Annotated in this window: 20 protein-coding genes and 1 riboswitch; of the genes, 4 read left to right on the forward strand and 16 right to left on the reverse strand. The window is 75.3% G+C overall.

Going from position 1 to position 20901, the window contains the following annotated elements; all coding sequences use genetic code 11:
- Positions 1-2: 2 nt before the first annotated feature.
- Together E8D37_RS01935 and E8D37_RS01940 are read right to left on the reverse strand one after the other, a co-directional pair.
- On the reverse strand, positions 3-1466 hold the full coding sequence (locus tag E8D37_RS01935; RefSeq protein ID WP_136568099.1) for a glutamate-cysteine ligase family protein: 1464 nt from the start codon (positions 1464-1466) through the stop codon (positions 3-5).
- Between the two features lie 83 nt (positions 1467-1549).
- On the reverse strand, positions 1550-2665 hold the full coding sequence (locus E8D37_RS01940; RefSeq protein WP_136568100.1) for a DUF4192 domain-containing protein: 1116 nt from the start codon (positions 2663-2665) through the stop codon (positions 1550-1552).
- A gap of 176 nt (positions 2666-2841) precedes the next feature.
- Between E8D37_RS01940 and E8D37_RS01945 the strand changes: the two genes are divergently transcribed.
- Positions 2842-4323: a DNA polymerase IV gene (locus E8D37_RS01945; RefSeq protein ID WP_136568101.1), complete on the forward strand. Its 1482-nt coding sequence runs from the start codon at positions 2842-2844 to the stop codon at positions 4321-4323.
- On the opposite strand, the gene E8D37_RS01950 is transcribed toward E8D37_RS01945, so the two are convergent.
- Genes E8D37_RS01950 through E8D37_RS01960 form a run of 3 tightly spaced genes read right to left on the reverse strand, consistent with a single transcriptional unit; the run spans position 4304 to position 6673 of the window.
- Positions 4304-5245 carry a biotin-dependent carboxyltransferase family protein gene (locus E8D37_RS01950; RefSeq protein ID WP_240770136.1) on the reverse strand — a complete coding sequence of 314 codons (942 nt, stop codon included), beginning with the start codon at positions 5243-5245 and terminating at the stop codon, positions 4304-4306. The two genes, E8D37_RS01945 and E8D37_RS01950, sit on opposite strands and share 20 nt — an antisense overlap.
- Positions 5229-5912, reverse strand: coding sequence for an allophanate hydrolase subunit 1 (locus E8D37_RS01955; RefSeq protein WP_136568102.1), 684 nt, complete (start codon positions 5910-5912; stop codon positions 5229-5231). Before E8D37_RS01955 ends, E8D37_RS01950 begins: the two co-directional genes overlap by 17 nt.
- A complete protein-coding gene (locus E8D37_RS01960) occupies positions 5909-6673 on the reverse strand; it encodes a 5-oxoprolinase subunit PxpA (RefSeq protein WP_136568103.1) in 765 nt (254 codons plus the stop codon). Before E8D37_RS01960 ends, E8D37_RS01955 begins: the two co-directional genes overlap by 4 nt.
- Positions 6674-6730: 57 nt before the next feature.
- Here E8D37_RS01960 and E8D37_RS01965 point away from each other — a divergent pair, with 57 nt between their 5' ends.
- Together E8D37_RS01965 and E8D37_RS01970 are read left to right on the forward strand one after the other, a co-directional pair.
- Positions 6731-8956, forward strand: a complete 2226-nt coding sequence (locus E8D37_RS01965) for a S9 family peptidase (RefSeq protein WP_136568104.1) — start codon at positions 6731-6733, stop codon at positions 8954-8956.
- Positions 8957-9149: 193 nt separating this feature from the next.
- Positions 9150-10118, forward strand: coding sequence for a sigma-70 family RNA polymerase sigma factor (locus E8D37_RS01970; RefSeq protein WP_136568105.1), 969 nt, complete (start codon positions 9150-9152; stop codon positions 10116-10118).
- A 34-nt stretch (positions 10119-10152) separates the two neighbouring features.
- On the opposite strand, the gene E8D37_RS01975 is transcribed toward E8D37_RS01970, so the two are convergent.
- From E8D37_RS01975 to E8D37_RS01985, 3 genes are read right to left on the reverse strand one after another with little or no spacing between them, the layout of a single operon-like run.
- Entirely contained in the window at positions 10153-11568 is a 1416-nt protein-coding gene (locus E8D37_RS01975) for a glycoside hydrolase family 3 N-terminal domain-containing protein (protein WP_136568106.1), read from the reverse strand.
- Positions 11565-12173 (reverse strand): dephospho-CoA kinase, encoded by a 609-nt coding sequence (gene coaE / locus E8D37_RS01980; protein ID WP_136568107.1) that lies wholly within the window; start codon positions 12171-12173, stop codon positions 11565-11567. The genes E8D37_RS01975 and coaE overlap by 4 nt, the downstream gene beginning before the upstream one ends.
- 25 nt (positions 12174-12198) lie before the next feature.
- A complete protein-coding gene (locus tag E8D37_RS01985) occupies positions 12199-12828 on the reverse strand; it encodes a TetR/AcrR family transcriptional regulator (RefSeq protein WP_168929578.1) in 630 nt (209 codons plus the stop codon).
- An 83-nt stretch (positions 12829-12911) separates the two neighbouring features.
- Between E8D37_RS01985 and E8D37_RS01990 the strand changes: the two genes are divergently transcribed.
- On the forward strand, positions 12912-14081 hold the full coding sequence (locus tag E8D37_RS01990; protein WP_136568109.1) for an ABC transporter permease: 1170 nt from the start codon (positions 12912-12914) through the stop codon (positions 14079-14081).
- Here E8D37_RS01990 and ribH read toward each other — a convergent pair.
- From ribH to E8D37_RS02030, 8 genes are all read right to left on the reverse strand, one after another.
- Positions 14032-14523: a 6,7-dimethyl-8-ribityllumazine synthase gene (gene ribH / locus E8D37_RS01995; protein WP_136568110.1), complete on the reverse strand. Its 492-nt coding sequence runs from the start codon at positions 14521-14523 to the stop codon at positions 14032-14034. The genes E8D37_RS01990 and ribH overlap by 50 nt on opposite strands.
- Positions 14520-15881 (reverse strand): bifunctional 3,4-dihydroxy-2-butanone-4-phosphate synthase/GTP cyclohydrolase II, encoded by a 1362-nt coding sequence (locus E8D37_RS02000; RefSeq protein WP_136568111.1) that lies wholly within the window; start codon positions 15879-15881, stop codon positions 14520-14522. Before E8D37_RS02000 ends, ribH begins: the two co-directional genes overlap by 4 nt.
- Positions 15878-16546, reverse strand: coding sequence for a nicotinamide riboside transporter PnuC (gene pnuC, locus E8D37_RS02005; RefSeq protein WP_240770162.1), 669 nt, complete (start codon positions 16544-16546; stop codon positions 15878-15880). The genes E8D37_RS02000 and pnuC overlap by 4 nt, the downstream gene beginning before the upstream one ends.
- Before the next feature lie 29 nt (positions 16547-16575).
- Positions 16576-17205 carry a riboflavin synthase gene (locus E8D37_RS02010; protein ID WP_136568113.1) on the reverse strand — a complete coding sequence of 210 codons (630 nt, stop codon included), beginning with the start codon at positions 17203-17205 and terminating at the stop codon, positions 16576-16578.
- A gap of 1 nt (position 17206) precedes the next feature.
- A complete protein-coding gene (gene ribD, locus E8D37_RS02015) occupies positions 17207-18301 on the reverse strand; it encodes a bifunctional diaminohydroxyphosphoribosylaminopyrimidine deaminase/5-amino-6-(5-phosphoribosylamino)uracil reductase RibD (protein WP_240770137.1) in 1095 nt (364 codons plus the stop codon).
- A 117-nt stretch (positions 18302-18418) separates the two neighbouring features.
- Positions 18419-18548, reverse strand: a riboswitch (FMN riboswitch).
- Between the two features lie 102 nt (positions 18549-18650).
- Positions 18651-19139 (reverse strand): maleylpyruvate isomerase N-terminal domain-containing protein, encoded by a 489-nt coding sequence (locus E8D37_RS02020; RefSeq protein WP_136568114.1) that lies wholly within the window; start codon positions 19137-19139, stop codon positions 18651-18653.
- Positions 19136-19813 (reverse strand): ribulose-phosphate 3-epimerase, encoded by a 678-nt coding sequence (rpe, locus tag E8D37_RS02025; protein ID WP_136568115.1) that lies wholly within the window; start codon positions 19811-19813, stop codon positions 19136-19138. Before rpe ends, E8D37_RS02020 begins: the two co-directional genes overlap by 4 nt.
- Before the next feature lie 12 nt (positions 19814-19825).
- The gene (locus E8D37_RS02030) at positions 19826-20851 is read right to left on the reverse strand and encodes a lipid kinase (RefSeq protein WP_136568116.1); all 1026 of its coding nucleotides are present in this window, start codon (positions 20849-20851) and stop codon (positions 19826-19828) included.
- Positions 20852-20901 lie beyond the last annotated feature (50 nt).

The raw sequence follows: 20901 nt of genomic DNA on the forward strand, positions 1-20901 counted from the left end.
CCTCACTCCCAGGTGTGGACCGGCTCCCCGCTGCGCTGGTGGGCCAGGTAGTCCAGCAGGACGTGGCGCAGCGCCTCGTCGCGGGGCTCCCCCGTCCGTGCCGTCACGTGGCGGACGAACCACTCGGCACCGTTGGTGCCGAGCAGGCACCGCTGCTCGATGACCGACAGCAGCCGGTCACGCTCGGCGGCCTCGACCCCCCACGAGGCCAGCCCCTCGTGCGCCAGCGGCAGGAGCCTGCGCAGCACGAGCTCGGTGGCTGCGACCTGACCGACGCCGGGCCAGTACACCTCGGCGTCGATCCCGTGCCGCGCGCCGGCACGGAAGTTCTCCTCCGCGGCCTGGAAGGACATCTGCGACCAGACCGGGCGGGCACTCGTCGACAGCGCCCGCACGAGCCCGAAGTAGAACGCCGCGTTCGCCACCGTGTCCACGACCGTGGGCCCGGCGGCCAGGACGCGGTTCTCCACCCGCAGGTGCGGCACGTCGTCGACGACGTCGTAGACGGGCCTGTTCCAGCGGTAGACGGTTCCGTTGTGCAGGCGGAGCTCCCCCAGGCTCGGCGTGCCCCCGGCCTCCAGGACCGCCACCGGGTCCTCGTCGTCCACGATCGGCAGGAGCGCGGGGAAGTACCGCACGCCCTCCTCGAAGAGGTCGAAGACGCTGGTCACCCAGCGCTCGCCGAACCAGACCCGCGGGCGGACCCCCTGCGCCTTGAGCTCGACCGATCGCGTGTCGGTCGCCTGCTCGAACAGGGGCACCCGGGTCTCGCGCCACAGCTCCTGCCCGAGCAGGTAGGGGGCGTTGGCCCCGAGGGCCAGCTGCACGCCGGCGATCGCCTGCGAGGCGTTCCACACGGCCGCGAAGCGGGACGGGGTCGTCTGCACGTGGAACTGGGTCGAGGTGCAGGCAGCCTCGGGCATGATCGAGCCGGTGGTGGCCACGAGCCGCTCGCGGCCCTCGATGTCGAGCGCGATGTCCTCGCCACGGGCCTCGAGGATCTGGTCCGAGAGCAGCTGGTAGCGCGGGTTGGCGGTGATGACGTCCGGCTCGAGGTGTCGGCTCGCGAGGGTCGGCAGGACGCCGATCAGGGCGACCTGGTCCCCCAGGCCGGCCGCTGCGCGCTGGGCCAGCTCCACCCGGTCGCGCAGCCCGTCCTCCAGGGCCCGCAGGCCGCCGTCGCGCAGCCGGGTGGGCGGGACGTTGATCTCGAGGTTGAACCGACCGAGCTCGGTGGTGAAGTCGTCGTCGTCGATCGCCTCGAGGGCCTCGGTGTTGTGCAGCGCCGGGCGGCCCTCGGCGTCGACGAGGTTCAGCTCGAGCTCGAGCCCGGTCATCGGGTCCTCGGTCTCGAACCGCGACTCGTGCAGCATCCGTGCCAGCACGTCCAGGCACCGGCGGATCTTCTCCCGGTGCGCCGTGCGGTCCGCACGCGTGAAGCGCTGGTCCGCCACCTCCTCGCCCATGGCCGCAGCCTAGGGCCCGGACGCTCACCCGGGGCCTCACCCGGCGCCCCCGTCCCCGGGCCGCCGTCCGGCGGGGAGCCGCCTCACCCGGCAACCCTGGTTCCGCCACGGCCGGCGTCGAGGTCGCGGACGCGGTCCCAGTCGTGGGGCGGGACCGCCCGCTCCAGCAGGAACGAGACCTGGACGGCCATCGGGTGCTCGGGCTGCGCGTCCAGGGCCCTGTCCAGCGCGCACCAGGCCAGCGCGCCGTGCCCCGCCAGCCAGGCCGCGAAGCCGAGCAGCGCCGCGGCGTCCGCCACGTGCACCTCGGGCGCCCGCCGGGTCACGTCGGACCAGAACGCGACCTCGTCGGGGGCCGTGGCTCGTCGCATGTGGGTCCACGCCGCGTCCCGGCACTCGATGTCCCGCAGGGAGGCCAGCAGGCCGGCCACCTCACGGTCCGTGGCCGCCCGGCCCGTCGGCACCAGCCGGTCCAGCAGCGCGGTGACCTCCTCGGGGCTGGTCGGAGCGGCCGGCGGTGCAGCGGCCGTGGCCGCGGGCAGGGCGGCCGCCACGGCAGCCGCGGCCTCCTCGTCCACCGCGATGCTGCGGGCGAGGTCGGCCCGGCTCGCGTGGGTGACGCGGCCCTCCACGACCGAGCGGACACGGAACGGGTGCGTGGCCGGCTGGACCGGGCTGCCGGCCCCGGTGGACCCCGGCCCGCAGGCCGTCCACCACCGCTCCCCCGCGACCCGCAGCGCGTGCAGCAGGTCGATGCCCGCGTCGACGAAGGACCGCTCCAGCGCCTCCGCCACCCGACGCGCGAGGCGGCGGTCCGCGGTGTGGAGCACCAGGACGACGCGGCGCACGCCGTGCCGTCGAGCCGGCTCGACGAGCGCGGCCACCAGCTCGGCGAGCACGGCGCCGCCCCGGTCGTCGGACGGAGGCAGGTCGATGCGCGCGTGGAACTGGCGGCGGGCGCCGAAGGTCAGCATCGTCACGGAGTCCTCGGGCTCGAACCCGAGGACGACGGGCACGAGGGCGACCAGGTCCTGCGGCGAGCGGGCCACGTAGGTGGACGGCCGGGGACGCCCCGGGTCCGACGGCGGGCGGGTGTCGTGCCCGGTGAGGCGGTCGGTGAGGCGGTCGGAGGGGCGGGCGGAGGGCTGGTCGGCGGGCGGGCGGGCCGCCGGGGAGGCGGTGGCATCGTCGTGGGTCATGCCGAGGACCCTCCCGGCGCTGGGCACCTCGTGGGCCGCCCCGCCGCGCGCCTGTGGACGCCGACGCCGTCCGGACCGGCTGTGGACGACTCGTGGCCCCGCGGTACCGCCCCTCGATCCGGCCCGCCCCGGCCGCGACGCGGGTCCTGTCGGCGCTCGCGGGTAGGTTCCGGCGCGTGCGCGCCCACGCCTCCGTCCTGCACCTCGACCTCGACGCGTTCTTCGCGTCGGTCGAGCAGCGGGACAAGCCGTCCCTGCGCGGGAAGCCCGTGGTCGTGGGCGGGACCGGTGGCCGGGGCGTGGTGGCCACCGCCTCCTACGAGGCCCGCCGCTACGGGGTGCGCTCGGCGATGTCCACCCGCGAGGCCCGCAGCCGCTGCCCCCACGCCGCCTTCCTCTCCGGCCGGTTCGGCGCCTACCGCGAGGCGAGCGCCCAGGTGATGGGCGTCCTGCGCGCGGTGAGCCCGCTGGTGGAGCCGCTCTCGCTCGACGAGGCGTTCGTCGACCTGGCCGCGGCCGGGCTCCCCGACCTGGAGCTGGGGACGGTGACCGCCGTGGCCGAGGAGCTGCGGGCGGCCGTGTCGGAGGTGACGCACGGGCTGACCTCGTCGGTGGGTCTGGCCAGCAGCAAGTTCCTCGCGAAGGTCGCCAGCGACCTCGACAAGCCCGACGGGCTGGTGGTGGTGGCCCCCGGGACGGAGCTCGACCTGCTCCGGCCGATGGCCGTGACCGTCATCCCCGGCGTCGGCCCCGCCACCACCGAGCGGCTGCGACGCGCCGGGGTCACGACGGTCGCCGACCTCGAGCGGGTCGGCCTGGACGAGCTCGTCTCCCTGCTGGGCCGCGCACACGGCAGCGGCCTGCACCAGCTCGCCCGGGCCCAGGACGACCGTCCCGTCGTCCCCGAGCGCGAGGCCAAGTCCGTGAGTGTTGAGGCCACCTACGACACCGACCTCACCGACGTCCGCGTCATGGAGGCCGTCCTGGTCCGCCAGTCCGCGGACGTCGCGCGCCGGCTCCGCGAGGGCGGCGCCTCCGGCCGGACGGTCTCCATCAAGGTGCGGCTGCACGACTTCACGACGGTGAGCAGGTCAAGCACGCTGCCCGCCCCCACCGACGACCCGGCCACCGTCGCCCGCCTGGCCAGGGCCCTGCTCGCGGAGCTGGCCGCCGGGGCGGACGGCGGCCTCCAGCTGCGCGGCGGCGTCCGGCTGCTCGGCGTCGGCGTCTCCGGGCTCGCCGACTGGGTCCAGGAGGACCTCTTCTCCACCCTGGCCGAGCCCGACGCCGACGGTCCGGACGACGAGGAGGCCCTGCCGGAGCCCCCGCGGGCCCGCCAGGGGTCGACGTGGGCGCCCGGCGCGGACGTCGAGCACGCCGAGCACGGACGGGGATGGGTCTGGGGCGCCGGCCGGGGCGTCGTGACGGTGCGGTTCGAGACCCGGGAGAGCCCGGCGGGGCCGGTGCGGTCGTTCCCCGTCGACGACCCGTCGCTGCGCCCCTGGGAGCCGCCCGCCCCCGAGGACGCCGCCCCCGAGGACGCCGCCCCCGAGGACACGCCGGACGGCTCGGAGGCGGAGTCGGAGTCCGCCGAAGCGCCGGACGACGCGCGGGACGCGGAGGACGGCCCGGCTGCGGTCACCGGGGCGCGCGGGTGAAGGTGACCCGCTCGCCGGGGCGCGCCTGCGCCAGCGCGGGCAGGTCCGCGGGGTCCACGACCGCCACCACGGGGTACCCGCCGGTGGTCGGGTGGTCGGCGAGGAAGACCACCGGCTGACCGGACGGCGGCACCTGCACCGCCCCCAGGACGACCCCCTCGCTGGGCAGCTCCTGGGTGCCCGTCGGCACGAGCACCGCACCGTCCGCCCCGTGCAGGCGGACCCCGACCCGGTCCGAGGCGGCCCCCACCTCCCAGACGCCTGCCGTCAGGGCGCCCAGCGCGTCCTCCCCCGAGGCGCCCCGGGCCCACGAGGAGCGCGGCCCGGGATGCAGCCGCAACGAGCCGCGGCGCACCGAGGGCACCGGCCAGTCGTGCCCGAGCGGCAGCAGCCCGGCAGCGGGGGCGGGCGAGCCCTGACCCGCGGCGAGCGGTAGCTGGTCCCCCGGGCGCACCGGCGCCGGCCCGAGCCCGGACATCGTGTCCGTCGACGCCGAGCCCAGCACCGCACCCAGCCCCGAACCCAGCCCCGGACTCACGGCGAGACCGTGCCCCAGCGCCAGGTAGCTGCGCAGCCCGGTGGCGGGGACGCCGAGCGACACCCGCGCGCCCGCCGGGCACCACACCGCCGTGGCGTGCGGGGCGGCCCGCCCCTCGACCCGCAGGGGCGCGGGTGCGCCGGTGACCGCGATCCACCGCCCGCGGGGCGACTCGAGTCGCCCCGTCAAGCCACCGAGCACGACCTCGAGCAGGGCCGAGCCGTCCGGGGCGCCCACCAACCGGCGCGCCAGGCCGGCGGACGCCGTGTCGGCCGCCCCCGAGCGCGGCACGCCCAGGTGGGCCCAGCCGGGCCGCCCGTCGTCCTGGACGAGGACGGGGCCGGCGACGGCCTCCACGACCAGCGCGTCAGGCACGGCCGTCACCGCCGCGCTCCTGGGCGGCGTCCACGAACCGCACGCGGGTGCCCGGGGCGAGCAGGGCTGGCCGATCGGCCCCCGCGTCGAACAGGACGACGTCCGTCCGACCGAGCAGCCGCCACCCGCCCGGCGAGGCGGTCGGGTAGACCCCGCACCACCCCCCGGCGAGCGCGACCGAGCCCGCCGGCACCCGTGGCCGGGGGCTGGCCAGGCGCGGCACGGACACCGGCCACGACCCGTCCTCCCCGGCCAGGTAGGCGAACCCAGGGGCGAAGCCGCAGAACACGCTGACGAAGGAGGCGGCCGTGTGCCGCCGCACCACCTCGGCGACCGTGCAGCCCCAGGCCTCGGCGAGGACGGGCAGGTCCTCGCCGTCGTAGGTGACCGGCACGACCACGGCCGGCGCCTGCTGGGAGCCGGCTGCCGCGGGCGCCCAGTCGTCGACGACGCGGCCCAGCGCTTCCGGGCCCAGGCCCCTACCCCGCGGACCTCCCGGGGCGGTCTCGACGAGCACGCTCGTGGCGCCGGGGACCACCTCACGCAGGCCGGCACCGAGGCGCGTGCGCAGGTGCGTCGCCAGCCCGGCCGCCTCCTGCGGCCCGTCCACCTCCACGAGCCAGGCACCGGGCCCGCACGGCAGCAGCCGCGGGACGACCGGCCCCGGCGCGCTCACAGGCCCCGCAGCGTCCACCCGGAACCCTCCAGCGCCGCCCGCACGGCCCGCGCGTGCGCGACCGCGCCCGGGTGGTCGCCGTGCACGCACACCGAGTCGACCGTGGCCGCGAGCGCGACCGCCCGCCGGGCGATCTCGTCCCCGTCGGTGAGGACGGCGCCGGGCAGCGAGCGGTCGACCAGCGAGCCGTCGGGCGTGTAGGCGCGGTCCGGGAAGCCCTCGAGGAGCACGCCGGCGCCCCGGGCGGCGGCCAGGTCGAGGAGCTCCCCGCGCATGCCGAGGACGGGCCGCGCGCCGTGACCCGCGTCCTCCCAGCCCGACCACACCGCGTCCGCCTGCTCCGGGTCGGTGCGCGTGCGGTGGTAGAGCGCGCCGTGCGGCTTGAGGTAGGCCACAACGGTCCCGGCCTGCGCGGCGGCATCGGCCAGGGCCGTCACCTGCTCGGCCACCTGGGCGCGCAGGACGGCGTACGGCACGTCCAGCGCGCGACGTCCGAAGTGCTCCCGGTCGGCGTAGGAGACCTGCGCGCCGACGCTCACGCCGCGCGCCGCGGCGCCCTCGCAGACGGCCCGCATGATCGCCGGCGAGCCGGCGTGGAACCCGCAGGCGACGTTCGCGCTGGTCACGACGTCGAGGAGGGCCTCGTCGTCCGTGACCTCCTCCCCGAGGTCCGCGTTCAGGTCCACCACCGCGGCGGGCCCGGGGGCCCCTGGTCGGGCTCCCTCACCGTCGAACGGTCCGGACAGGTCGGTTGCGGCCATGTTCCGCACGGTAGGGCAACCGTGGCGGAGAGGGTGTCACCGCCTAGGCTCGCGCGCATGGCGACCGACTCCTCCCCTCAGGCCGACCAGCCCACCCAGCCGCCACTCGCCGCGGTGCGGACGACGAGCCGCGAGATCCACGGCCGGGTGCGGACCGACGACTACGAGTGGCTGCGCGCGAAGGACTCCGAGGAGGTCACCGCGCACCTGGCCGCGGAGAACGCCTGGACGCAGGCCCGCACGTCCCACCTGGCCGACCTGCGCGAGCGCCTGTTCGAGGAGATCAGGTCCCGGACCCGCGAGACGGACCTCTCGGTGCCGACGCGCAACCGGGGCCACTGGTACTACGCCCGCTCGTTCGAGGGTCGCGAGTACGGCGCCACCTGCCGGGTGCCGGTGAGCGATCCCGACGACTGGACGCCGCCGACCCCCGCCGAGCACTGCAGCCACGACGAGCCCGCCCTGCCCGGCGAGGAGGTCCTGCTCGACCTCGACGCGATGGCCGAGGGCCACGAGTTCTTCTCCCTGGGCGGCGCGGCCATCAGCCCCGATGGCTCCCGCCTCGCGTGGGCCGTCGACGTCGTCGGCGACGAGCGGTACACGATCCGCGTCCGGGACCTCGCCACCGGCGAGGACCTGCCCGACGTCATCGAGGGCGCGCTCGGCGGCGGCACCTGGGACCGCTCGGGCACGCACCTCTACTACACGACCGTCGACGACTCCTGGCGCGCGGACAAGGTGTGGCGGCACACCGTGGGCACCTCGCAGGACGCCGACGACCTGGTGCACCACGAGACCGACGAGCGCTTCTTCGTCGGCGTCGGCCGCACCCGCTCCGACCGCTTCCTCATGATCGCCGCCGGCTCGAAGACCACCTCCGAGTACCGCTTCCTCGACGCCGACGACGAGGCGGCCGGCTGGCAGGTGTTCGCCGCCCGCGTCGAGGGCGTCGACTACAACCTCGAGCACGCGCGGATCGGCGGCGAGGACTGCTTCCTGGTGCTGCACAACGCCACCGGCCCCGACTTCGAGCTCGCCCGGACGCCCGCGGTGCCCACCCCGGCGTCCGCCTGGACCCCGCTCATCGCCCACGACCCCGCCGTGCGGCTCGAGGACGTCGACGCCTTCGCCACCCACCTGGCGGTGCACCAGCGCAGCGACGGCCTCACCCAGCTGCGCATCCTCGAGCTCGGCCAGGGCCCGGGCGAGGGCGTCACCGACGACTACCTGGTGGAGTTCGACGCCGAGGTCTACACGGTCGGCGCCGCCGGCAACCCCGTGTTCGACCAGCCGGTGGTCCGCCTGGGCTTCACCTCGATGGCGGTGCCGGCGAGCGTCTACGACTACGACGTGCGCACCCGCGAGCTGCACCTCCTGCGCCGCACGCCCGTGCTCGGCGGCTACGACGCCGACGACTACGAGGAGCACCGGCTCTGGGCGGTCGTCGAGGACGGCACCCGCGTGCCCGTCTCCCTCGTCGCGCGCAAGGGCGCCGCGGCCGACGGCCCGGTCCCGACGCTGCTCTACGGGTACGGGTCCTACGAGACGTCCATCGACCCCTACTTCTCGATCGCCCGGCTCTCGCTGCTCGACCGGGGCGCCGCGTTCGCCATCGCCCACGTCCGCGGGGGCGGCGAGATGGGTCGCCGCTGGTACGACGACGGCAAGCTGCTGCGCAAGCAGCACACCTTCTCCGACTTCGTGGCCTGCGCCCAGCACCTCGTCGACGTGGGCTGGTCGAGCCCCGACACCCTCGTCGCGGAGGGCGCCAGCGCCGGCGGCCTGCTCATGGGCGCCGTCGCGACGCGCGCCCCCGAGCTGTTCGCCGGGATCGTGGCCGGGGTCCCGTTCGTCGACAACCTCACGACGATGCTGGACGCCAGCCTCCCGCTGACCGTCACGGAGTACGACGAGTGGGGCAACCCCGAGGCCGACCCCGAGGTCTACGACTACATCGCCGCCTACGCGCCCTACGACACCGTCACCTCCGGGCCGTACCCGCCCATCCTCGCCGAGACGAGCGTGAACGACACCCGCGTGCTCTACGTGGAGCCGGCCAAGTGGGTCGCGCGCCTGCGGGCGAGCGTGCCGGACCGTCGGCCGGACATCCTGCTGCGCACGGAGATGAGCGGCGGCCACGGCGGCGTCTCCGGCCGGTACAAGGCCTGGCGCGACCGGGCCTTCGCGCTCTCGTGGATGCTGGACCGCATGGGCCTGGCCGACGTGACGCCGCTCGCGTCCGGGGCCCCCTCCGACCCCGCCGCACCCACTGCACAGGTGTGACCTGGGGCACTCCTCACGGGTGAGGTGCTGAGAAGACTCTGAGAGTTCTCCTTGGCTGCAACTCCCGGCCCCGGTCGTTCGTCGGACCTGGTGAAGCCCCTTCCAGAAGGGGTGGGTTGAACCGGGGGAATCCGGGCAACCCCAAGGGCGTTGAGAAGCGTGGACGTCGCCGTCCACGCGCAGAGGAGGGTCCATGGCAACCAGCACCGCAACCCGTAGCACCACGCGCGAGATCGAGGGTCGCGACAGCGTCGGGCTGTACCTCGACGAGATCGCCCGGAACCCGCTGCTCGACGCCGCCCGCGAGGTCGAGCTCTCCCAGACGATCGAGGCCGGGCTCTACGCCCAGCACCTGCTCGACACCGGCCGCGTCGGCCGGGCGAAGGGCGGTGCGCCGGGCCGCGCGACCCGCGAGGAGCTCGAGTACCTCGCGGAGGAGGGCCAGAAGGCCGTCGACACCTTCATCACGGCGAACCTGCGGCTCGTGGTCTCCATCGCCCGCAAGTACGGCCGTGCACAGATGCCGATGCTCGACCTGATCCAGGAGGGCAACACCGGCCTCATCCGGGCGGTCGAGAAGTTCGACTACACCAAGGGCTACAAGTTCTCCACGTACGCCACCTGGTGGGTCCGGCAGGCCATCACCCGCGGCATCGCCCAGCAGGCCCGCGTCGTCCGGCTCCCCGTCCACGTGGTCGAGGAGCTCAACCAGGTCTCCGGCGCCCGTCGGACGCTCGAGCGCCAGCTCGGCCGCGACCCGGAGCCCGAGGAGATCGCCTCCGAGCTCGACATGGAGGTCGACCGCGTGATCGACCTGCTCTCGTGGGGCCGTGAGCACGTCTCGCTCGACACCCCCGTCGACGAGGACGGCGACACCTCGCTCGGCGACCTGATGGCGCAGGAGACCTCCCCCGGGCCGGACCTCACCGTCCTCGACGTCGAGTCCCGCGACCGGCTCAACAGCCTGGTCGGGCAGCTCGACGACCGTGCGGCCGACATCATCCGCTCGCGGTACGGCCTGGCCGACGGCCGGCAGCACAAGCTGGCCGACATCGGCGCCAAGCACGGCATCTCCGCCGAGCGCGTGCGCCAGCTGGAGCGGGAGGCGCTGCAGAAGCTGCGTCGCTTCGCCGACCCCGACCTGGCCGCCGGCGCCGCCTGAGCACACCGGCCCGCCCGGGCCGGCAGCAGTCGGCTCAGCCCCAGGCCGCCGCGGAGAGATCCGCGGCGGCCTGCTGCGTCCTGGTGGTGACGTCGGTCGGCACGGCCACCTGGGCCGAGACCCGCGCCTGCCAGGCCTGGAGCGCGACGACGCGGGCGGCGGCCTCCTCGACGCGGTCGCGCTCAAGGGCCCCGGAGGCCAGGGCGCGGCGCACGCTGTCGTGGGTACCGGCGGTGTCGGCGGGCATGAGCAGCAGGTCGGCGCCCGCCGCCAGCGCCTTCACCGCGCGTCCGGGGACGGCCATGACCGCCCCCATGCCCATCGAGTCGGTGATCGCGACGCCCGCGAACCCGAGGGTGGAGCGCAGGTAGGTGTAGGCGGCCGCCGACAGGCTCGTCGGCAGGCCACCGGGAGCCAGCGCCGGGACGTCGAGGTGGCCGACCATCACGGCGGGCGAGCCGACGGCGACGGCCTCCTCGAACGGGACGAGGTCCCGCTCGCGGAGCTCCGCGAGGCTCTCGGTGATGACCGGGAGCGCCTCGTGGGAGTCGACCGTGGCCGAGCCGTGCCCCGGGAAGTGCTTGGCGGTGCTGACGATCCCCGCCGCGAGGTACCCGCGCACCGCCTGCCCGACGGCCGTGGCCGCCACCTGCGGGTCCTGTGACGCCGACCGGGTCCCGATCGTGACGTCCGCGGCGCCGATCGTCACGTCCGCGACGGGGGCGAAGACCCAGGTGAAGCCGAGGTCGCGCATCTCCAGACCGGTCCAGCGCGCCGCCTCCCGGACCGCGCGGCGCCCCGCGGACCCTGAGGCGGTGATCGCCTGCCCAGCCGTGGCGAAGGACGGGAACGAGGTCGCGACGGCGCGCAGGTGCTCGACCGTCCCGCCCTCCTCGTCGGCGCCGATCACGGCGGGCACACCGGGGCGGGACTCGGCCACAGCGGCGGTGACGGCCGCGGTGAGCGCCCGCACCTGGGTGCTGTCGGAGACCGACTCCGGCGTCACGCACACCCCGGCCAGGCCGAGGGTGCGGACGAGGTCCGCCGGGACGTCCGGGTCCGTGGAGGAGAAGCGGCCCACGATCACCTGACCCGCCAGCGCCGACGGCGACATCTCGGCCACGAGGGCACGGGCGTCCTCGAGCTCGCCGACCGTCGGGCCCCAGGCCAGCGGGGTGTCGGGGTCCGGGGAGGCGGACGCGGAGGTCGAGGCTGAGGCCGACGCAGAGGACGCAGAGGACGCAGAGGCTGCGGACGCGGCGTCGCTACCGGAGTCGGACCCGGACAGGTCGGCGACGGCCCGGACGCCGGCCGCGCCACCGTCCCCGCCGCGCAGACCGACCCACGCGCCGGCGGCGCCGGCCGCGGCCACGCCCGCCACCGCCCCGGTCACGAGCGCACGGCGACCGGTGGTGCGTGGCGGCGGGTCGGCGCGGTGCCGCCCGCTCACGCCCGCCCCGCGCGCTCGGCCAGGTCGGCGAGGACCTCGCCGACCCGCCGCCGCAGGTCCTCCACCGTCCCCGTGTTCTCCAGGACGTGGGTGGCGACCGCGCGGCGCTGCTCGCTGGTCGCCTGGGCGGCGATGCGGGAGGCGGCGTCCTCGGGGGTCCAGCCCCGGTCCCCCACCATCCGGGCCACCCGGGTTTCCTCGGGGGCGTCGACGACGAGGACGGCGTCGAACTCGCCCGCGCGACCGGTCTCCACGAGGAGCGGGATGTCGTGCACGACGAGCGCGTGCGCGTCGGCGGCCCGGGCAGCGCTCTCGATCTCGGCCGCCCTGGCCCGCACCAGCGGGTGCAGGATCGCCTCGAGCCGACGGCGGGCGTCGGCGTCCCCGAAGACGATCCGCCCCAGGGCCGGACGGTCGAGCCGCCCGTCGGCGTCCAGGACGTCCTCGCCGAACTCCCCCACCACGGCGGCGAGCCCGGGGGTGCCGGGCTCCACCACCTCGCGGGCCAGGCCGTCTGCGTCGATCACGACCACGCCGGCCTCGGCGAGCACGGCGGCCACCGTGCTCTTCCCCGAGGCCACGCCTCCCGTCAGGCCCACCCGCATGGACCCATCGTAGGAGCCGGTCACCTCAACCGCGGGGTCGGGACGCCCCGAGGAGGACGACGCGAGCCAGCACCCGCAGCCGGGAGCCCGGTGCCTCCCCCTCGACGGCCTCCTGGAGCAGCGCCCCGTCGACGCCCGCCATGAGCAGGTCGACGAGCGTCTCGGCGCTCGTGTCGGGCTCCCGGCCCGCGGCGCGCAGGGTGGCCACCAGCAGCGGTCCGAGCCGCCGGCGCAGGTCCTCGGAGTGCCGGGCCAGGACCACCGCGGCCTCGGGCGAGGCCGCGGAGCGCGCCAGGAGCGACATCCGGGCGGCCGCCCAGGCCGGTCGCAACGGCAGCACGGCCACGACCTCCTCCACGGCGGCCTCGAGGTCCAGCGGACCGTCGGCCAGACGTCCAGCCACCTCCACCTCGAGGTGGCTCACCAGCGCCTCCGCCCGCTCCTCCCAGACGGCGAGGAACAGGGCGTCGAGGTCGGCGAAGTTGGAGTAGAAGGCGCCGCGGGTGAAGCCCGCCCGGCGGCACACGTCCTGCACGCCCCACGAGGTGGACCCGGTCTCGTCCACGAGCTCGGCGGCAGCGGCCACGAGCCGGGCCCGGGTCTCCTCCCGGCGACGCGGCCCTCGGGCCGCGGCCGGGGTGCTGCTGGTCTCCACGGCGTCATCCTCCCTCCGGGCGTGCTCGACAGCACACTCGATGCACTTTGCATTCAATACGTTTTGCATCGTAATGTCGAGACGTGACCTCGAACCCCACCCAGCACCAGCAGCAGCACCAGCCGCAGCACGCCGCCGACGCAGCGTCGGCGCACCACACCCACCTCCCGCACCACGAGGGCCGCCACGAGGGCCGTCACGAGGGCGAGCGCGCCCCCCGCCACGAGGGCCCCGAGGCCCACTCCCCCTGGCTCTCGCGCCGCACGCTCGTCCTCGTGGTCGGAGCCCTGCTCCTCCAGCTCGGCTTCGTCGCCGGCTACGTCGGCGCGTTCCACGACCCGACCCCGCACGAGGTGAGCATCGCGGTGGCCGGCACCGGCGCGGACCAGGTGGCCGCGGCCCTGGACGCGATCGACGGCGACCCGCTCGACGCCACGACGTACGACACCGCGGCCGAGGCGCGGGCCGCCGTGAAGGACGGCACGGTCAGCGCCGCGCTCGTCCTGCGCCCCGGCCAGGACACCGACCTGCTCGTGGTCGCGTCGGGCGGCGGCTCGTCGCTGGTCACCGCCGTGGAGACCGTCATCGACGGCGCCGAGGCCCAGCAGGGTCGCACCGTGACGGTGAGCGACGTCGTCCCGATCTCCGACGGCGACGCCCGCGGCCTCTCCGGCTTCTACCTGGCCCTGGGCTGGGTGGTGGGCGGCTACCTGGTCGCCAGCCTCGTCGGCATCGCCGACGGCTCGCGGGCACGGGGACGCCGGCACGCCGCCGTCCGCCTCGCGGTCCTAGTGCCCTACTCGCTGCTGGCGGGCTTCGGCGGCGCGTTCCTCGTCTCCGAGCACGTGCTCGACGTCTGGTCCGGGCACCTGCTGCCGCTGGGCCTCGTCGGCAGTCTCACCGTGATGGCCGTGGCCGCCGTGACCCTGACGCTGCAGGCCCTCCTGGGCACGCTCGGCATCGGCGCGGCGATCGCGCTCTTCGTCATCCTCGGCAACCCCAGCGCCGGCGGCGCCTACCAGCAGCAGCTGCTGCCGGCGTTCTACCGGGTCATCGGGCCCTGGCTGCCCAACGGCGCCGCGACGACCCTGGTGCGCGACACCGTGTACTTCGACGGGCCGCTCGGCGGCACCGGGAACGGGGTCGGGCTCCTGGTGCTCGCCGGCTGGCTCGTCGTCGGCGCCGTCGGCTCGGTCCTGCTGGTCAGCCGGCCGGCAGCCCCCGCTGCACCTGCTTCAGCGTCCGAGCGGTGAGCAGGGCGGCGCTGGCCGCCTCGTAGCCCTTGTCCTCGCTCGAGCCCGGCAGCCCGGCACGATCGAGGGCCTGGGCGTCGTCGTCACAGGTGAGGACGCCGAAGCCGATCGCGGTGGTGTGGTCGAGCGCCACCCGGGTCAGGCCGTCGGTGGCCGCGTTGCAGACGTAGTCGAAGTGCGGCGTCCCGCCGCGGACCACGACGCCCAGCGCGACCACGGCGTCGTAGCCCTGGGCCGCGAGGGCACCGCAGACGACCGGCAGCTCGAACGTGCCCGGCACGCGCACGACGGGCGCGTCGACGACCTTGAAGTCCGCCAGGGCGCGGGCGGCGCCGTCGAGCAGTCCGTCCATCACCTGCGTGTGCCAGGACGCGGCGACGACCGCGACCCGCAGGTCGCTGGCGTCGATGGCCTCGGTGGTGGGTGCTCCGTGTCCGCTCATGCGTGTGCTCCGTCCTTGTCGGGGGTGGGGGTGGTCCGGGTGGGCAGCTCCGCCTCGAGGTCGGGGAGGACGTGGCCCATGCGGTCCCGCTTCGTCAGCAGGTACGCGAGGTTGTGGTCGTTGGGGTGGACGGCCATGGGGACGCGCTCGACGACCTCGATGCCGTACTCGGTGAGGTTCGAGACCTTGTCGGGGTTGTTCGTGAGCAGGCGGACCCGCTCGATCCCCAGGTCGCCGAGCACCTGGCGGGCGGCGCCGTAGTGGCGCGCGTCGGCCGGCAGGCCGAGGTCGAGGTTGGCGTCGACCGTGTCCCGCCCGCCGTCCTGGAGCTGGTAGGCCTGCAGCTTGGCGAGCAGCCCGATCCCGCGGCCCTCGTGGCCGCGCAGGTACACGACCACGCCGCGGCCCTCGGCGACGATCCGCTCCAGCGACTCCTCCAGCTGCGGGCCGCAGTCGCAGCGCGCGGAGCCGAACACGTCACCGGTGAGGCACTCGGAGTGGACGCGGGTGAGCACGGGCTCGCCCGAGGACAGGTCCTCGAGGTCGCCGTGGACGAGCGCCACGTGCTCGGAGTCGTCGACGGTCATCCGGTAGCCGACGGCGGTGAAGTCGCCGTAGCGGGTCGGCAGCGTCGTCACGGCGGCCCGCTCGGCCAGCACCTCGGTGCGGCGGCGGTAGGCGACGAGGTCCTCGATGGAGACCAGCGCGAGCCCGTGCTCGTCGCAGAACTCCCGCAGCTCGGGGGCGCGCTTCATGCTGCCGTCGTCGTTGACGACCTCGACGAGGACGCCGGCCTCGCTGAGCCCGGCCATCCGGGCCAGGTCGACCGCGGCCTCGGTGTGGCCGCGCCGGTTGAGGACGCCGCCCTCGCGGTAGCGCAGCGGGAAGACGTGGCCGGGGCGGGTGAGCTCCCACGGCTCGGTGGCGGAGTCGGCCAGGACCCGGGCCGTGTGGGCGCGGTCGGCCGCCGAGATGCCGGTGGAGACGCCGTCGCGGGCGTCGACCGAGATCGTGTAGGCGGTGCGGAAGGCGTCCTTGTTGTGCGGGGTCATGAGCGGGATCTCGAGCTGGTCGAGCCGCTTGCCGGGCATCGGCACGCAGATCACGCCGCTGGAGTGGCGGATGGTGAAGGCCATCAGCTCCGGGGTCGCCTTGGAGGCGGCGAAGATGAGGTCGCCCTCGTTCTCGCGGTCGGTGTCGTCGACCACGACGACCGCCTTGCCGGCCGCGATGTCCGCGATCGCCCGCTCGATGCTGTCGAGGCGGACGCCCCGCAGGGCGGCGTTGTCGTGCGGCGCGTGCGCGTCGTGGCCGTCCTTGGGGTCGTGCCCGAAGTCCGGGTGGTCTCGGTCGCTCATGCGCGTGCTCCTTCGTGGTGCGGGTGGGGCTGGGTCCGCGCGGCGTCCTCGAGGTCGTGGACGCGGGCGCTGACGCGCCACCAGGTCACGAAGCCCCACACGACGAACAGCGCGTAGAAGAGGTACATGAAGGCGGTCGGGTAGTAGCCGGCCCGGACCAGGGTGGTGACGCCGACGACGTCGACGGCGATCCACACCAGCCAGAACTCGACCCAGCCGCGGGCCATCCCGTAGGTGGCGAGCATCGACCCGGCGAGGATCCACGCCTCGGTGGCCGGCGAGTAGGAGCCGATGACGCCGAGCAGGGCGTAGCAGGCGACGTAGCCGACGACCGCCAGGCCGACCAGCGCCAGCCGCTCCCGGCCGCTCGCCCAGCGCGGCGCGACGGCACCGCCGTCGTCCGCCCCCCGGGCGTGGCTCCAGCGCCACCAGCCGTACACGGCGACGGCCGCGAACATGAGCTGGCGACCGGCCTGGCCCCAGAGCGGCTCCTCGGTCACGTGCCCGACCTGGCCGCCGAGGAAGACGGTGAAGAGGAGGACGTTGCCCACCAGCCCGACGGGCCAGGCCCACACGAGCCGACGCATGCCGAGCAGCGCGCTGGCCAGCCCGAAGAGGTTGCCGACGACCTCCCGGACGCTCAGGACGCCGCCGTGGACGCTGATCGTGCCCTCGAGGAGCCACTCGACCGGGTTCACGACGGCTCGCCGCCCAGCCGGTGCGCGAGCAGCCGCTCGACGTGCTTGGCGATGACGTCGACCTCGAGGTTGACCCGGTCGCCGACGGCGCGGGTGCCCAGCACCGTGCGGGCCAGCGTCTCGGGGATGAGGCTCACGGTGAAGGACGTCTCGCCGGCGTCGACGACGGTGAGGCTGACCCCGTCGACGGTGATCGAGCCCTTCTCCACGACGTAGCGCGCCAGCTCGGCGGGCAGCGAGACCTCGACGACCTCCCAGTGCTCGCTGGGGGTGCGGGCGAGGATCTCGCCGGCACCGTCGACGTGGCCCTGGACGATGTGGCCGCCCAGTCGCTTCTCGGCGGTCACGGCGCGCTCGAGGTTGACCGCGTCGCCGGGCGCGACGCCGGAGAGGCTGGTGCGACGCAGGGTCTCGGCCATGACGTCGGCGGTGAACGAGTCGATCGGGCCGTCGGGGTCGGAGGCCAGCGCCTCCACGACGGTGAGGCAGCAGCCGTTGACGGCGATCGAGTCGCCCAGGCCGGTGCCCTCGAGCACCAGGGGCCCACGAACAGTGAGCCGGGCCGCGTCGCCGGTGTCGGTGACGTCGACGACCGTGCCGAGCTCCTCGACGATGCCGGTGAACATCTCAGTGGTCTCCTTCTCGGGTGACGGCGACGGGGACGCCGTCCGTGCGCAGGGTGAAGCGGACGTCGGGGGTCTCCCCCGCGACGACGGGCTCGAGGACGGCGACGTCCACGACCCGGGGGCGGTAGGCGTCGGTGATGGTGCCGATGCCGAGGTCGGCCACGGCCGAGCGGCCGCCGCCGAGCAGGAACGGGGCGGTGTAGCAGACGATCTCGTCCACGAGCCCCGCGCGGAGGAAGGCTCCGGCCAGGGTCGGGCCGCCCTCCAGGAAGACGTGCTGGCGGTCGAGCGCGAAGAGCCGGTCGAGGGCCTCGCGCGGGTCGCGCGTGCGCAGCAGGACGGTCTCGGCGTCGCCGTTGAGGACGCGCGCGGTGGCCGGCACCTCGCGCAGGCCCATGACGGCGCGCAGCGGCTGGTGCGGCAGCGGGTTCGCGTCGGAGTCGCGGACGGTGAGCAGCGGGTCGTCGTCCAGGATCGTGCCGGTGCCGACCAGCATGGTGTCGGCGAGGGCCCGCAGACGGTGGGTGTCGAGGCGGCTCGCGGTGCCCGAGACCCAGCGGCTGGTGCCGTCCGGGGCGGCCGAGCGGCCGTCGAGGGTGGCCGCGAGCTTCCAGGTGACGAAGGGCCGGCCGTGCTCCACGGCGAACGTCCACACCTCGTTGAGCAGGCGCGACTCCTCGGCGAGCAGGCCGGACTCCACCTCGACGCCGGCCGCGCGCAGGGTCGACGCCCCGCCGGCGGCCACGGGGTTCGGGTCCGACTGGGCGTGGACGACGCGGGCGACCCCGGCGCCGAGCAGCACCTGTGCGCACGGGCCGGTGCGGCCCGTGTGGTTGCACGGCTCCAGCGTGACCACGGCGGTGGCTCCCCGGACGTCGACGCCGGCGGCCGCGGCCCGGGCCAGGGCGTCCGCCTCGGCGTGCGCGGTGCCCGCCCCGCGGTGGAAGCCCTCGGCCAGGACGTCGCCGGCCGGGCTCAGCAGCACGCAGCCGACGCGCGGGTTCGGGCCGAGCGGCACGCCAGGAGTCGCCGCGAGCGCGAGGGCGCGCCGCATGGCGGCCGTCTCGGCCTCTCGGCGCTGCTCCTGCGCTGTCATGGTGCGTCCGTCCGTCCGGGCCCGCGAGATCCGGGGCTGCGCAGGAACGGTGGCCGCACCCGTCGACGGCTGCCGGGCGCGGTGGCACGGGGCGGGACGTCGACGGCGAGTCCACTGCTGCGTGCGCTTCCCATCCGGACTCTCACCGTCGGTCCAGGAGTTCCACCTGGTCAACCGGTCACTGGCTGTGACCGGGTCGCGGACTTTCACCGCCGGCTCGGACTTTCACCGACCCCAGAGCACGCGAGCGTGATGCTTGCTCGTCACCCGTAGTCAACCACGGTGGCCGAGGTTTGTTCCCGCCGGGTACGTCACACGGGTCGGTCCAGGTCTCGGTCCGGAGGCCGACTCAGGCAGCGGGCCGGCCGTAGCGCGCGAGGACGACCTCCAGGCGGTCGTCGGACCCGGGGGTGCGCGCGACGTAGCCGCCCGGAGCGTCCAGCGCCTCGCCCTGCTCGGCGGCGAACGCCTCCAGGTGGTCGACGAGCTCGGGCGGCAGCTGGGGCGTGCGGCCGACAGCGCGCGCGACGTCCAGGCCGTGGAGCGTGAGCTCCGTCGTCCACACCGGCGTCTGCGGGTGGTCGAGAAGGTGACGCTCCCACACCCGCAGGACGTCGGCGGTCTCGTCGTCCACGCCCGTGGTCGCCAGCACGCGCAGGTGGTCGTCCAGCACGTGCGTGACCACGTCGCTCACGCTCCAGCCGGGGCAGGCGCCGACCGGCAGGTCGAGGTCGACCGCGCCCAGGCCCGTGGTCGCGGCCCGGAAGAGGTCGGCGGCCACCGCGTAGGGCGCCAGGGAGAAGGGGACCGCGGAGTCGGGGCCCGGCACGGACGTCACGCCTGCTCACCCGCAGGCAGGACCGCGGCGGCCTTCTCCCGCAGCGCGTTGACCATTGCGTCGGGGTCCTCCGCGGAGTACACCGCCGAGCCGGCCACGAACGTGTCGGCTCCCGCCTCCGCGCAGCGCTCGATCGTCTCCAGCGACACCCCGCCGTCCACCTGGAGCAGGAGCTCCAGGCCGTGGCGGTCCAGCAGCGCCCGCGCGCGGCGGATCTTCGGCACGACCAGGTCGAGGAACTTCTGGCCGCCGAAGCCCGGCTCCACCGTCATCAGCAGCAGCATGTCCAGCTCGCCGAGCATGTCCTCGTAGGGCTCCACCGGCGTGGCCGGGCGCAGCGCCATCGACGCCCGGCCGCCGGCCGCGCGGATCTCGCGGGCCAGGCGCACCGGGGCGGCCGCAGCCTCGACGTGGAAGGTGACCGACGTGGCGCCGGCCTCCACGTAGGCGGGCGCGTGCCGGTCCGGCTCCGCGATCATCAGGTGCGCGTCCAGCGGCAGGTCGGTGGCGCGGGAGAGCGCCTCCACCATCGTCGGCCCGAACGTCAGGTTCGGGACGAAGTGGTTGTCCATGACGTCCACGTGCACCATGTCGGCGCTCGGGATGCGCGCGACCTCGGCCCCGAGGGCGGCGAAGTCGGCGTTGAGGATGCTCGGCGTGATCTGGATGCCCACGCCGTGATCCTGTCAGACGCGCAGCCTCGGACCCGCACCCCCGTGGCTCCCGTCGCCCCCCGGACCGGGGAGGTCGGGGCCGTCCCAGGTCGCGGCGCGGGAGGTCGTGGGCACGAGGACGTGCAGGGCGTTCCGCTCCACCCGGAACGTGCCCGGGGTGGTCGCCACCAGCTCGCCGTCGGCATTCACCGGCATCGGCTCGTCGGTGTGGATGCGCACCGCCGGCGTGCGGACGTGGTGGACGAGCTCGTGCTCGACGAACCGTCCGTCCTTGAGGAAGCGCGCGATCGAGACGTGCTCGGTCAGCCGGCCGCGGCTGATCGCGTAGACGTCCAGGAGGTGGTCGTCGATCGAGGCGTCGGGGCCGACGAGGTTGCCTCCCCCGTGGCGCACCCCGTTGCCGATGGTCACCTGGAGGACGTCCTCGAGCTCCAGGGTGCCGTGGTCGCCCGCCGGGAACTCCAGACGGGCGGCGAAGCCGGGGGTGCCGCGGTAGGCCAGCAGCGTGGCGACCGGGTAGGCGAGCGGGCCGAGCCGACGCTTGAGCCGCGGGGTGAGGCGCTCGGTGACCGCCACCGAGAGGCCGACCGAGGCGGCGTTGAGGAACGAGTGGTCACCGGTGCGACCCAGGTCGACGTCCACCACGTGGCCCTCGACCAGCGTGCGGACCGCGCCGCGGAGGTCGTCCGGGATCTCGACGGTGCGAGCGAAGTCGTTGGCGGTGCCGAGCGGGAGGACGCCGAGCACCGTCGAGGTGCCCGCCACCCGGTGGGCGGCGGCGGTGACGCTGCCGTCCCCGCCGCCGACGACCAGCAGGTCCGGCCGCTCCGAGAGCGCCTGCTCGAGGGCGACCCCGAGGCCGCGGCCGTCAGCGAGGACGCGCAGGTGGGCGTGCTCCCACCCGGCCGCCTCGAGCTGGGCGCGGACCTTGGCGGCCGCCCCCGGCGCGCGCCTGGCGCGGGCGTTCAGCAGGACCGTCACCGAGCCGAAACGGCGGTGCCGGTGCAGGGTCGGGGTGCTGGGCTGCTCGCTGGGCATGCCACCACGCTAGGCAGGGCCGCCGCCGCGCGGCTGAGCCCGATCTGTGC

The sequence above is a fragment of the Nocardioides sp. GY 10127 genome (genome assembly GCF_004919085.1).
GTDB lineage: Bacteria > Actinomycetota > Actinomycetes > Propionibacteriales > Nocardioidaceae > Nocardioides.

Bases quoted from the DNA above. Each gene is read 5' to 3' on its own strand.
- E8D37_RS01935 (WP_136568099.1), bottom strand. From the start codon at position 1,466: ATGGGCGAGGAGGTGGCGGACCAGCGCTTCACGCGTGCGGACCGCACG.
- ribD (WP_240770137.1), bottom strand. From the start codon at position 18,301: ATGACAGCGCAGGAGCAGCGCCGAGAGGCCGAGACGGCCGCCATGCGG.
- coaE (WP_136568107.1), bottom strand. From the start codon at position 12,173: ATGCGGGTGGGCCTGACGGGAGGCGTGGCCTCGGGGAAGAGCACGGTG.
- E8D37_RS01970 (WP_136568105.1), top strand. From the start codon at position 9,150: ATGGCAACCAGCACCGCAACCCGTAGCACCACGCGCGAGATCGAGGGT.
- E8D37_RS01965 (WP_136568104.1), top strand. From the start codon at position 6,731: ATGGCGACCGACTCCTCCCCTCAGGCCGACCAGCCCACCCAGCCGCCA.
- E8D37_RS02030 (WP_136568116.1), bottom strand. From the start codon at position 20,851: ATGCCCAGCGAGCAGCCCAGCACCCCGACCCTGCACCGGCACCGCCGT.
- E8D37_RS01960 (WP_136568103.1), bottom strand. From the start codon at position 6,673: ATGGCCGCAACCGACCTGTCCGGACCGTTCGACGGTGAGGGAGCCCGA.
- E8D37_RS01940 (WP_136568100.1), bottom strand. From the start codon at position 2,665: ATGACCCACGACGATGCCACCGCCTCCCCGGCGGCCCGCCCGCCCGCC.
- E8D37_RS02010 (WP_136568113.1), bottom strand. From the start codon at position 17,205: ATGTTCACCGGCATCGTCGAGGAGCTCGGCACGGTCGTCGACGTCACC.
- ribH (WP_136568110.1), bottom strand. From the start codon at position 14,523: ATGAGCGGACACGGAGCACCCACCACCGAGGCCATCGACGCCAGCGAC.
- E8D37_RS02000 (WP_136568111.1), bottom strand. From the start codon at position 15,881: ATGAGCGACCGAGACCACCCGGACTTCGGGCACGACCCCAAGGACGGC.